Below are 12,311 nucleotides of genomic sequence, written 5' to 3' on the forward strand. Positions count from 1 at the left end.
TATGACTGATTTTTCACATCTCAATAAAAAACTGCAGCCTTCTATTGTTGACGTCAGCAGAAAACAAATAACCCGCCGTAAAGCTGTTGCAAAAGCAATAGTGGAAATTCCTGAGAATATTTTACAAAAGCTTAGCGAAGGAGGCTTCAATACCCCAAAAGGTTCAGTCTTTCAAACCGCAATCATTGCCGGAATTATGGCTGCTAAAAAAACGGGCGAACTCATTCCTCTCTGCCATCCGATAGGACTTGAGAACTGTAAGGTTGATATAGAACTTACCGACCGTAATGAAATTGAAATATACTGTACTGCAGAGGTAGAAGCCAAAACAGGTATAGAAATGGAAGCCCTCACAGGAGCTTCTGTAGCTGCACTGACTATCTATGACATGTGTAAGGCCCTGAGCCACAATATCACTATCAAGGAGATTAAATTAATAGAAAAAACAGGCGGAAAAAATGATTTCAAAAGAACAGAATAAAATTCCATCCATCAACGGCCTGGTGCTGGCAGGTGGAAAAAGCCAAAGAATGGGAACTCCCAAAGATCTGATGAACTGGCATGGGAAAGAACAGCGTTATTTTGCAGCAGATCTGCTGGCAGAATTTTGTGATGAGGTTTATATTTCCTGCCGCCAGGATCAGCTAGAAAATTTTGACAGGCAGTATCATCCATTAACAGACACCTTTCTGAACATGGGACCTTTTGGTGGTATTCTTTCTGCACTGCGTTCCCAGCGGGATAAAGCCTGGCTGGTGGTCGCCTGTGATCTGCCCCTGCTGGATAAAAAATCGTTGGAATTTTTACTGCATTCACGAAATCCTGAAAAAGCGGCCACTACCTATAAAAGCCCTTTTGATGGGTTACCGGAACCTTTAATTACCATCTGGGAGCCTAAGAGCTATCCGCTGCTCCTGAATTTTCTGGGTATAGGGAATACCTGTCCCAGAAAGGTTTTGATCAATAGTGATACGCTTATTTTAGAACCTCAAGATCCTGATGCTCTGATGAATGTGAACACCCCTGAGGAAGCAGCAATAGCAGAACGAGCACTGAACCGACAAAAATAATAAAGATGGAAGGGAATCTAGAACGCTACCAGTGTCAGATGGCTTTACCCGGATTTGGCAGCTCTGCACAGCATCTTCTTACAAATGCCAGGGTGCTCATCGTAGGAATGGGAGGTCTTGGCTGTCCGTGTGCACAATACCTCACCTCTTCCGGTATAGGAACAATAGGTATTGCAGACGATGATAAGGTTTCTCTAAGCAATCTGCACCGGCAGATTTTATATACTCCGGATGATATCGGATTGTTTAAAGTGGATGTGGCTGCAAAACAGTTACAGCAACAAAATCCATCTGTACAAATCATTCCGTTCAGACTTCGGGTGACTTCTGAAAACGTAATGGATCTGATTTCAGAATTTGACCTGATTATTGAAGGTACAGATAATTTTGAAACAAAATATATATTGAATGATGCCTGTGTACTGGCAGGAAAAGCATTGGTATACGGTGCAATTTATCAATATGAGGGCCAGGTCAGCCTATGGAATGTTTTACAGAAAGACGGAAGCTATTCCACCCATTACCGTGATGTATTTCCCAATGTTGAAGAATCTCAGATTCCTAACTGTCAGGAAGGTGGCGTAACACCTCCACTGGCGGGAATCGTTGGCTGCATGCAGGCCAATGAAGCTATTAAATATCTTACAGGTTCCGAAGATATATTAGCCGGGAAATTATGGATGATCAATATGATGAGTGGAAAAACACAAATTATAAAGCTGAGAAAATCCTCAGTTCAAATTACAGATCTTCCCCAGACTGTTCCCACACTTACCTTCGAAGAATTTAAAGAAAATCAAGAACATTTTGATCTTATCGATGTACGTGATGACCATGAACATCAGAATTTCAATATTGGCGGAAAGAACATTCCTCTGGATGAATTAGAAAATCATTTTGATGAAATCTCCGGTTTTTCCCACCAGGTATTAGTCTACTGCATGTCCGGAAAACGCAGCAAGGAAGCAGCACGGAAAATTAAAAAGGCTTTTCCCGGAAAAGCGGTGTTTTCTTTACAGGATGGTATTTATAAAATGTATCCCTAAAATCCTTGAGGCAGATTTTAAAATGTCCGAAAATATTTAATCGATAATATTCTGTGAAGATTTCTGCACCACAGGAATGGTCTCTCCGGCCATTTCATGAATGGTAGCATTGATCATTTCGCACATACTATTTAATGCCAAGTCATTAGCGTCTGTACCAAAGGGTTCTTCAATTTCATCTGCTATGGCTTCAAATGCGACAAATGTATACGCTACGAATACAACGATCAGGGGCATAAACCAGCCTAAAGTATCTACTAATCCAAAAGGCAGCAGAGAACAATAGATATACACTGTACGATGAAGCAGAACACGGTAACTGTAGGGTATCGGCGTGGAAACAATCCGTTCACAACCTCCTACAATATCTGAAAGTTTATCCAGGTTCTCATCAAAACGCGCCTGCTGAATAGAGTCGATCCTACCGCCCTCTTTTGCTTCCCTGACCCAGTCTGCCATTAATTTCATAATAACTGCAGGTTTATATTTCGCGGCAAGTACAGTTTCCCGTTTTTTTCCGTCCAGTCTGTCCTTTAAATCTTCATAAGGATCCGTTCCTCTGAGTTGATGTTTTAAGGCAAAAATAAAAGAACTGAGCAGGTCAATAAATTCGGTGACTGATGTATCATTTTTTATATTCCCAAGAGTCAGTACCTGGCGTGTCAGTGACCGTGAAGTGTTCAGTAAAGCTCCCCATAATTTGCGTCCTTCCCAGAACCTTTCATAGCTTACGTTATTACGGAATCCCAGAAAAAGAGCAAGTACAAAACCAAATAAAGTAAGCGGTGCGGGATTAAGCGGAATCTTAAAGGAAAAAACAATTCCACGAAAGTAAACCACTCCCAAAGAAAATACAAAAAGAAGCAACAAACGCGGCAACAGAGCCGGTAATACAGATCCATGCCAAACAAAAAGCATTTTAAACCAGTGCTCTTTTTTCCTAATAATCATATTTTCTTTGTCATTACTTGTTACAATTACTTTTTAATATGCCCCACAATCAAGGCTTCTACCTGATAAGAACTCCGGGCCGGTTTTTTTTCACCTTCGGCAATGATACGGAGCGGACCTTTTTCCTTCAATAATGGGTTACCGTCTGTGGTGTCTGCTACAATCACATTTTTATCTGCAATCGACGGATCCAGCTCTGCCAGAGAGAATAAAACCTGATATCCATCGGTACATTGTACCAGAAGGTATTTGGAAAGGTTTTCACCGTGTAATTCTTTACCGGAAGGAACCCCGGCTTTGGCAAGAATATCCAGAACAGAAACTCCTGTATACACATGAACATTTCCTTCTTTATCTTTTAATTTAGCTTCCTTTCTGGGCATTTTTACAAGATCAGATAAGGAGAGCTCCAGCGGCTGTGATACCTCCCCACTTACTTTTAATTTAAATTGCGACTGGGCAGATACCATGCCCGCAATCAAAAACAGGGCGAATATCCATATTTTGCCTAAATATAGAGATTTCTGATTTATACTCATCGTTTATTTTATATTACGGTCTTTGAATAGCCCCCTGATAGAGCATCTGATCTACTTTTTTGTATACTTCGGGGTCATGTTTCATAATTTTGATTTTCACATATTTTGATGCGGGCATATTACTTTCCTTGACAACATTATTGACGGATACCAGGACATTCGTTTCCGGAAAATACGTAACGGTATTTTTTTCCGGAATCTGATAAGAAACAATGATAAACAGTGGTGCTACACGCTCTATCCCGTCATCATAATTGTAAAGGTCTACCCGATCTCCGGCTTTAAAACCTGCTTTATCAATATCATTCTGATTCATAAATATTACCCTGCGCTCATTTTTAATCCCGCGGTAGCGATCATCCAATCCATAGATTGTTGTATTGAACTGGTCATGAGTTCTGGTGGTTGCCATCATATATTCATCTGCAGCAAGCGTATTATCCGGTACTTCTGTCAGGGTAAAAGGGGCACGCCCTCCCAGTTCTTTCGAGAATTCCTGTTTATCCCGTGCAGCATTCGGAAGATAAAAACCTCCTTTCTGGCGGACACGGACGTTATAATTTTCAAAACCCGGGATACACTGCTCGATATCATCCCTTACGGCATCGTAGCTGTCATGATAACGCTGCCAGCTGACCACAGATCTTTCTCCTAAAGTAGCCATTGCCATACGGCAGACAATCTGAGTTTCATTGATCAGATTATTGGATACGGCATCCAGTATTCCCTTTGAATCCTGAACTACCCCCATAGAGTTTTCGGTTGTTACGATCTGGAGTTTACCATTCACAATATCTTTATCACTGCGGCCATAGGTCGGCAGGATAAGTGCTTCTTTTCCATGAACCAGATGTCCCCGGTTAAGTTTGGTAGAAACAGAGACCAGAAGGTTAAGTTTTCTGAGGGCATGGGCTGTATAAGTGGTATCAGGTGTTGCCGAAAGGAAGTTTCCTCCCATGCAGAACATGACCTTTATTTTTTCTTCATGTATGGCTTTAATTGCTCTTACGACATCATAGCCGTGCTTGCGTGGCATTTTGAAACCATAAAACTTTTCGAGACGGTCAAGTTGTTCATCTGTAGGTTTTTCGTCAATCATCATGGTCCTGTTTCCCTGAACATTACTGTGCCCCCGAACCGGACAAACCCCAGCTCCAGGTATGCCTATACTCCCTTTTAGCAAAAGAATATTGAGAATTTCACGGATCATATCCACTCCATTGGGCTGTTGGGTAAGCCCCATTCCCCAGCTGAAAATAATTCTTTTTTTAGATGCTATTGTTACTGCAGCCTCATAGATTAATTCTTTCGAAACTCCTGAAAGGGAAGCCAGCTCATCTAGTTTATAATGATCAAACTGTCTGATAAAATCCTCATATCCTACTGTTTTTTCTGTAATAAAATTTTCATCAAACACAGAGCCAGGATTTTCCTTTTCAAATTCGATCAACAAAAGTTCCAACGCCTTTAAAAGAGCCATATCACCGTTGATCTTAACGGGCAGATAGAGATCAGCCAGCTGTACTCCGCCATTAAGAATATCTTTAACACTCTGTGGATTGGTAAAGCCCATAAGACCTGCTTCCGGCAATGGATTTATGGCTATAATCTTAGCTCCATTCTTTTTTCCTTTTGAAAGAGCACTCATCATTCTGGGAGCATTGGTTCCCGGATTCTGTCCGATAATAACAATGACTTCGGCCTCGTAAAAATCCTCCAAAGTCACTGTACCTTTACCAATTCCAATGGTAGGACGCAGTGCTGATCCCGAAGTTTCATGGCACATATTGGAGCAATCAGGCATATTATTGGTTCCGAATTCCTTTGCAAACAGCTGATAAACAAAAGATGCTTCATTACTCGTTCTTCCGGAGGTATAAAAGGCTGCTTCATCCGGAGATTCCAGTGCATTGAGATGTCCTGCTATTTTTTTAAAAGCCTCATCCCAGCTTATCGGTTGGTAATGAGTAGCTCCTTCCGGCAAGTACATGGGATCCGTAAGTCTTCCCATCTTGCCGATCTCGTAGTCGTCCAGTTTTGCCAGATCAAATACAGAATTTTCTTTAAAGAATTCCGGGGTAACTCTTTTGGTTGTCGCTTCTTCTGCTAGAGCCTTAGCCCCATTTTCACAATATTCACCAAGAACCGAACGTTCATCATCCGGATCCGGCCAGGCGCAGCTGGGACAGTCAAAACCACCCATCTGATTCATTTTAAATAAAGCCCTCATCCCTCGAATAGGGGCCTTTTCTTCAAATAAATCACTAAAAGCAGCTAATACTGCAGGAATTCCGGCAGCTGATTTTTCAACATGTGTAAGTTTTAGATCAAGTAATCTGTAAGGATTTTCTGCCTGAGGCTCATTCTTAATTTCCTTTTCTATTTTATTGTTATCATGTTCTTCCATCGCCTTTTATTTTTTTGGGGTTAGCATTTCATATTTGGATTCGGATAATTATCACTCTGATCCTCTATGGTATTATCAAGGCATACAAAGTCTTTTTCTATCAGGAGCTGAACTTTTCCGCTCAATCCGTCGAAACCCACCCTATCTGTAGTAGCCAGTTCTTCTACCATAAAACCTGGAATTTTCATTACAATTGTATGCTCTACAAATGCAGCTGACAGCTGTTGTTCATCTGTTTTTTCAACAGTATATATAAATGGGTTGTCTATAAATTGTGTCGTGCTGGAGATCATTCCATTTTTGTGCAATTCCGTAACCTCAGATTGGGTAATTCGGAATCTCACGGAATTATCTTTTATTCTTATTTTCATATCAAATTTTTAATTTCAAAATTAGTCCCCGAGTGATAGATATTAAACCGGTTGTCCCGAAGGAACCCAAGTAAAGTGATATCAAACTCTTTTGCCAGATCTACTGCGAGACTGGAGGGAGCTCCTATTGCTGCAATAACCGGAATACCTGCCATTGCCGCTTTCTGAACCAGTTCAAAACTTGCCCTTCCGCTTAACACTAAAATTTTATGTTTCAATGGCAGCTGGTCAGTGAACACGGCATATCCTATCAATTTATCCAGTGCATTATGTCTTCCTACATCTTCCCGCACGGCAAGAAGATTACCTTCCAGATCAAAAATGCCTGAAGCATGTATTCCCCCTGTGGCACTGAAGTTATCCTGAAAAGATTTTAGTTTCTCTGATAATTGATAGATGGTTTCCAGATTGAGGGTATTTTTTTCTTTTTCCAGTTTATGGAAAGCACTTACAGTGCGTATTGATTCGATGGATCCTTTTCCACAAACTCCGCAACTGGAGGTGGTATAGAAATTTCTGTCAGTTTTCATCAGCTGTGGAACAAATCCTTCTGTAAGTTCAACGATGATCACATTTTCACTGGTTCTGGAACATGCCTCCTGAGCATGCTGTACATTTCTGATCTGCTTTGGGTCTTCAATAATCCCTTCCGTATATAGAAAACCGGCTGCCAGTTCCCCGTCATTTCCGGGAGTTCTCATGGTAACGGATAGGTTTTTCGTCTCCCTGTAGGATTCTGATCCGAATGAAATCCTGATTTCCAATGGTTCTTCCACTGAAATATCATCCGTATAGGGAAAACTTGTGTTATCCTTAACTTTGATAATCTCTATCTTCTGTACTGAATTATATTTCAAGGTATTGATTTTCATCTAACAAGAAGTATTATAGTAAATATACGAAATTTTATTCCTTACCATTACGGATGTGCGGAAACCCATTCATCTCCATCTTCAAAAATTTCTTTTTTCCAGATCGGAACTTTTTGTTTTAAGGTATCAATGATATACCGGCAGGCATCAAAAACTGCCTCACGATGTCCGTCATTGACAACAATGATCACTGCCGCATCACCGGGATATAGTATCCCTACACGATGATGAACCACTATATTGCGAACGGAAAACAGAGCAGCAGCTGCGTCGGCTATCTTTTGCATTTCCTTAATCGCCATAGTTTGATAACATTCAAACTCCAGGCGGACAACAGGCTTTTCTTTGGTCCTGTTACGAACGGTTCCTATAAAAGTGGCTGTTCCTCCGCTGCCCAGATCATGGGCAACCTCTAAACAGTCAGCTATATTCAGTGCCTGGTCGGTTATTTTTATATCAATCATACTTTTTATCCACCGCTTACGGGAGGGATCACTGCTATTTCGTTAGTACCTGTTATAATGCGGTCATCATCCGCATATTCTTCATCCACAGCAATAAAATAAGATTTCAGTTTTCTAAGCTGTGGAAAACGGTCTTCCAGAATATCTTTTAGCTGTCCGACATTCAAGTCTTCTGTGGTTTCTATTTCCATGTCCGGTGTTCCAAAAATATCTTTTGCTATTCCGAACGCCAATATATTAAGTTTCATTTTTAATTGGGGTTTACCAGTATTTTATTAAAACATTTATTCCCGCTACCAGAACAAGCACAGCTGTCACTCTTTTTATAACTAAGGGGTTCCATTTCAGAGACATTCTGGAACCTATCTGTCCACCGATAAAAACGGCCAGACATAAACTCAGAATTCTAAAGAAGTCCATATCTACGGATAGTTTTGTGAGCTGTCCGAAAATTCCTGATATGGAATTAACCAATATAAAAAAACTGGAGGTGGCGGCAATTTTTCTTGGGGTATCCCACTTCAGCAGATTAAGCAGTGGGGAAAGAAAGATCCCCCCTCCTATACCTACCAAACCAGAAAGAAACCCGATTCCGCCTCCCAAAAAGCCATTCCGAATGACGGATGCCTGTGAATCCTGTGATATTTCAGCGTTGTTCTTTGCATCTGTTTTTATCCATAACAATATGGCTGCTATAATCAGGGTGATCCCCAGGATCAGAAAAAAAGTTTCCTGACTGATCTTCAATATGGCACCCAGATAGGCCATGGGTACACTCACAAGGGTAATGGGCAGTATTTTCCGCCAATCGGTTTGTTTATTTTTAATATAAATATAAACTCCTCCCGTAACGACAATCACGTTGCATATAAGAGCTATCAGGCGTATCTCCTGATATGGAAGTCCATACATTGCCAAAACAGCAAGATAACTTGACCCTCCTCCAAATCCTACTGATGAATAAACAAAAGCTATCACCAGAAAGAACAAGATGATTTCCCAATGTCCCATAAAGTGTATCAATTATTGATCTTACAATAATACTGATTTTTAGTCATCAGTTCGTACAAATAAAGGAAAAGTAAATGTGCTTATTTGTGACAAAAATATCATTGAATGTGTATTGTATTTGCGACTACTCTGAATCAAATGTCATTTGTTAATTTACTATATGTTACTGATCTATTTTCTATAATAACATTCCGGGCAGGTCACAAAATAAAATAGCATCATAAACTGATGCTATTTTATTTTTATTGTAATGAAATCAAACATTTACCTGGCAGGCTGCATTAGTGTTGAGGCAGCATGCTGAATAAAATCATTCCACTGTTTATTCAGGTGGGCAACGGCAACCTTTTTTTCATTATCATTCATAGAAGAATAAGTAATGGAATTGAAAACCAATTTTTTCAGGGCTTTCACATCCAGCTCCCAATAGACAAAAGCAACCCAGAAATCATAGCTGAGACCTTCATATCCATATACCGACGGATCATCACTGTTTATGGAACACTGTACCCCATTACTTAATAACACTCTTGCCGGGTGATTCCTCAAGTCACTTACGTATCCTAAAATCTGGTTACTGATTGGGCTTACCTCAACCAGTTTATTCTGTTTTTTGATCAGCTCCATCGTTTTCGGAAAATAGATCAGGTTTAAACCATGACCAATTCTTCGGTTATTCAACAATGAAGTATCAAAAACATTTTTATTAAAGACCGAATTACTTTCACCGGCATGGAGGAAAAGAGGCATTTCTACGCCATATTTTTTACTAAGTCCGTCCAATGCGGTCCAGTTTTTCTCAAAGAAAGAAACACTATGGCCTGCCGCTTCATCTGCAACAAGATCAAAACCGGAAATCATATCCGGAAATTCTTTTTTAAGTTCAAAAGCTGTTTCAAGCTGCTTTTCAATACTTTGAGGATCTAAAAACTTAAAACTTGAATAAATGAGCTTCAGGCTGAACTGAGGGTCTGATTTCTGTACTTCTTTAACGATATCCTGCAGGTCGGTAATCGATTTCTTTAAAGGGTATTTTCCATGTTGGAAATCATAAAGCTCTTCAAAAACATATCGGATTTCCACATGCTGTACTTTATCTTTCGCCAGATCCTGGAAGCCTTTCAGATAATATTCTTTAAAGAAAGGACGGTAAGGCAACAGCAGATTGATGCGTTGAAAACGTTTTTCAAACTCAATCCAATAGTTGGTATAGGTACATAATTTATCCCGCTTCAGAGTGAGAAGCTCCAATAACTCTTTTTCAAAATGAGGATCTGAAAGAAGTTTTTTATCAAGACTGACGAATCCTTGGGGAACTTTCCCATTTTCAAAAAAAGCCAGCTGACCTACAATAAACTTATCATTATCTTTTTGGTCATAGACATAACATTCTTTATACTTTCTTGCTGCTGCAATCACCCATTTCATATCGGTAACTCCCCCACTGTGGGTATGCAGCAGACCACCTTTAGGCATCGTTTGAAAAACTTTATACAGCTTACTGTCTTCTATCAACGGTTTTAATTCGTTAAAAGAACTGTTATATAAAGGGATCTTCTGTTTCTCTGTTTCGTTAAGGAATTGTTTTCGTAGTTCAAATAATCTTTTATCCAATGTAAGTTCAGCATCAGATAAGTGTATATCGGCATCAAAAGCCAGTGCTTTATTATCTTTTTCTAACAACATCCAGTTCTGCTCATAGGTGGATTTTTCAACCACCTTAGTTTGGCATCCGAACAAAGGAAATCCAAAAAGCAGGATATAAGTAGAATATTTTCTCATCATAATAGTAAGGGTTCACGTTACACAATTGATCACGAATATCAATTGTACAAATAAAATCATCATCAAAAATATAATTAATTTTACAAAAATACTCTCAATACCTCCTAAAAATGGGCTTAATTTTTATACCGCCTCTTTTCATATTATCATTTCTTTTATGGTAACCATCGATATTTCAAGCTTTCATAGATAAATGGATTCTTTTAAAAATGCTGATCAAAATTTAACGCTTAGATTTATTCAATGAACATTTTTACAAAAAACATAATAGGGGTACGCTCTTTCTCTATCCTGATATGTAGTGTATTAGGGTCGGCAGCCTTTTCGCAAACAAAATCCTACACTCCGGTTTCCCGGGAACTCTATCATACCATTATGGAAAGGGACAGCACACTTTTCAGTGCTGCCAACAGTGGAGATATTGACAAACTCAAAACTTTTTTTCACCAAAGACCTTGAATTTTTCCATGATACCGGTGGATTGTCTGGATACGAAGCGAAGAAACCGTTGATAATTTCCGAAGGGTTGCTAAAAGCTATGCCTACACCAGGAGAGTACTTGTGCCGGGTACTGTAGAAGTATATCCTGTTAAAGATTACGGAGCTATTCAATCAGGACATCAGTTTTGTCGTCTGGAAAATGGAGTTTTAACCCATTGTGGAACGTTCAAATTTGTTGATATCTGGAAGCATACTGATGAAGGCTGGATGATCTCAAGAGTGGTAAGCTATGGACATTAAAGTATTTCCATTTTATTCTTCCATTAGACCCAACATATCCTGATTCCTTTATACAAGCATCCTATCCGGAGCTTTTAATCCTCATTTAATGAAAAGAATTTCTGAATTTTAGCGGCGAAAGCTTCGTTTTATTTTTAAACAGTTTGGTAAAAGACTGGGGATGCTCAAAGCCTAAATCATAAGCAATCTCACTTATGGATTCATCTGTTGTAGAGAGTTTTTCTTTGGCTCTTTCAATCAATTTATCCTGAATCAGTTGCTGTGTACTTTGCCCTGTAAGTGTGGTAAGCATCCGGCTCAGGTAATTGGGAGAAATATTCAGCTTTTGGGCAATATACTGCACGGTGGGTAATCCTTTTGAAACCGGGGCATTATCATTGAAATATTCATTCAACACCTCCTCCAGGCGATTAAGAACGTGATGGTTGGTAATTTTTCTGGTTATAAACTGACGTTCATAAAATCTTTCGGAATAATTGAGCAGGGTTTCTATATGTGAAATAATAATATTTTGACTGAACTTATCAAGAGTAGCCCGATATTCCTGTTCAATATTTTCTATAATTTCATTGATGGTTTTTTCCTCTTTTTTGGAAAGAAATAAAGCTTCATGTACTGAATAGTCAAAAAAATCATATTGCCTGATCACTTTTGCCAGAGGGGTATTCCAAAGGAAATCAGGATGAATCAGCAGCATCCACCCGGATTGCTTTTCCTGAAGAACGGGTTCAGTTTCAATCCGGAAGACCTGGTTGGGAGAAATAAAAAACATGGTGCCTTCATCAAAATCATATTCCTGCTGTCCATATTTCAATTGACCATTGATTCCTATTTTAAGAGAAATCATATAAAAATCAAATACCCAGTTGGCCTCACCAATATCTTCAGGCCGGATAACGGTACTATAATCAACCACACTCACCAGGGGATGTTCGGGATGGGGCAAACCTCTTGACCGGTGAAATTCAGTAATGGTTTTTATTCTTTTTGTAATCCGCTGTTCCATAGGGATAAACTTATTAATTTGTGGTGATTTGCACCAGCATTGCAGTCT

15 protein-coding genes are annotated in these 12,311 nt (G+C 39.5%); 5 read left to right on the forward strand and 10 right to left on the reverse strand.

Features of this window, described 5'->3' with window-relative positions:
- Nucleotide 1 precedes the first annotated feature (1 nt).
- Genes moaC through JML65_RS05960 form a run of 3 tightly spaced genes read left to right on the forward strand, consistent with a single transcriptional unit; the run spans nucleotide 2 to nucleotide 2,116 of the window.
- Nucleotides 2-481, forward strand: a complete 480-nt coding sequence (gene moaC, locus JML65_RS05950) for a cyclic pyranopterin monophosphate synthase MoaC (protein ID WP_084087363.1) — start codon at nucleotides 2-4, stop codon at nucleotides 479-481.
- A complete protein-coding gene (locus tag JML65_RS05955; protein WP_202270197.1) occupies nucleotides 459-1,070 on the forward strand; it encodes an NTP transferase domain-containing protein in 612 nt (203 codons plus the stop codon). The genes moaC and JML65_RS05955 overlap by 23 nt, the downstream gene beginning before the upstream one ends.
- Before the next feature lie 5 nt (nucleotides 1,071-1,075).
- A complete protein-coding gene (locus tag JML65_RS05960) occupies nucleotides 1,076-2,116 on the forward strand; it encodes a ThiF family adenylyltransferase (protein WP_202270198.1) in 1,041 nt (346 codons plus the stop codon).
- A 36-nt stretch (nucleotides 2,117-2,152) separates the two neighbouring features.
- On the opposite strand, the gene JML65_RS05965 is transcribed toward JML65_RS05960, so the two are convergent.
- From JML65_RS05965 to JML65_RS06005, 9 genes are all read right to left on the reverse strand, one after another.
- Complete coding sequence (locus JML65_RS05965; RefSeq protein WP_202270199.1) at nucleotides 2,153-3,067, reverse strand: bestrophin family protein; 915 nt, start codon at nucleotides 3,065-3,067, stop codon at nucleotides 2,153-2,155.
- A gap of 26 nt (nucleotides 3,068-3,093) precedes the next feature.
- Nucleotides 3,094-3,606 (reverse strand): molybdopterin-dependent oxidoreductase, encoded by a 513-nt coding sequence (locus JML65_RS05970; protein WP_237390797.1) that lies wholly within the window; start codon nucleotides 3,604-3,606, stop codon nucleotides 3,094-3,096.
- Nucleotides 3,607-3,619: 13 nt separating this feature from the next.
- Complete coding sequence (locus tag JML65_RS05975) at nucleotides 3,620-6,013, reverse strand: FdhF/YdeP family oxidoreductase (protein WP_084087355.1); 2,394 nt, start codon at nucleotides 6,011-6,013, stop codon at nucleotides 3,620-3,622.
- 20 nt (nucleotides 6,014-6,033) lie between these two features.
- Entirely contained in the window at nucleotides 6,034-6,384 is a 351-nt protein-coding gene (locus tag JML65_RS05980; RefSeq protein ID WP_202270200.1) for a DUF7009 family protein, read from the reverse strand.
- Nucleotides 6,381-7,256 (reverse strand): formate dehydrogenase accessory sulfurtransferase FdhD, encoded by an 876-nt coding sequence (gene fdhD / locus JML65_RS05985; protein ID WP_202270201.1) that lies wholly within the window; start codon nucleotides 7,254-7,256, stop codon nucleotides 6,381-6,383. Before fdhD ends, JML65_RS05980 begins: the two co-directional genes overlap by 4 nt.
- Before the next feature lie 47 nt (nucleotides 7,257-7,303).
- On the reverse strand, nucleotides 7,304-7,720 hold the full coding sequence (locus tag JML65_RS05990) for a molybdenum cofactor biosynthesis protein MoaE (protein WP_115917442.1): 417 nt from the start codon (nucleotides 7,718-7,720) through the stop codon (nucleotides 7,304-7,306).
- 5 nt (nucleotides 7,721-7,725) lie between these two features.
- On the reverse strand, nucleotides 7,726-7,968 hold the full coding sequence (locus tag JML65_RS05995) for a MoaD/ThiS family protein (RefSeq protein ID WP_084087348.1): 243 nt from the start codon (nucleotides 7,966-7,968) through the stop codon (nucleotides 7,726-7,728).
- A gap of 13 nt (nucleotides 7,969-7,981) precedes the next feature.
- Complete coding sequence (locus tag JML65_RS06000) at nucleotides 7,982-8,731, reverse strand: sulfite exporter TauE/SafE family protein (RefSeq protein WP_084087346.1); 750 nt, start codon at nucleotides 8,729-8,731, stop codon at nucleotides 7,982-7,984.
- 264 nt (nucleotides 8,732-8,995) lie between these two features.
- Nucleotides 8,996-10,516 carry an adenosine kinase gene (locus JML65_RS06005; protein ID WP_202270202.1) on the reverse strand — a complete coding sequence of 507 codons (1,521 nt, stop codon included), beginning with the start codon at nucleotides 10,514-10,516 and terminating at the stop codon, nucleotides 8,996-8,998.
- 243 nt (nucleotides 10,517-10,759) lie between these two features.
- On the opposite strand from JML65_RS06005, the gene JML65_RS06010 reads away from it, so the two are divergent.
- On the forward strand, nucleotides 10,760-10,975 hold the full coding sequence (locus tag JML65_RS06010; protein WP_202270203.1) for a hypothetical protein: 216 nt from the start codon (nucleotides 10,760-10,762) through the stop codon (nucleotides 10,973-10,975).
- 102 nt (nucleotides 10,976-11,077) lie between these two features.
- Nucleotides 11,078-11,257: a hypothetical protein gene (locus tag JML65_RS06015; RefSeq protein WP_202270204.1), complete on the forward strand. Its 180-nt coding sequence runs from the start codon at nucleotides 11,078-11,080 to the stop codon at nucleotides 11,255-11,257.
- 85 nt (nucleotides 11,258-11,342) lie between these two features.
- Here the strand turns inward: JML65_RS06015 and JML65_RS06020 are convergent, their stop codons facing one another.
- Complete coding sequence (locus JML65_RS06020; protein ID WP_202270205.1) at nucleotides 11,343-12,263, reverse strand: AraC family transcriptional regulator; 921 nt, start codon at nucleotides 12,261-12,263, stop codon at nucleotides 11,343-11,345.
- Between the last annotated feature and the right edge of the window lie 48 nt (nucleotides 12,264-12,311).

It is taken from the genome of Chryseobacterium sp. KMC2 (genome assembly GCF_016756935.1).
Lineage (GTDB): Bacteria > Bacteroidota > Bacteroidia > Flavobacteriales > Weeksellaceae > Chryseobacterium > Chryseobacterium rhizosphaerae.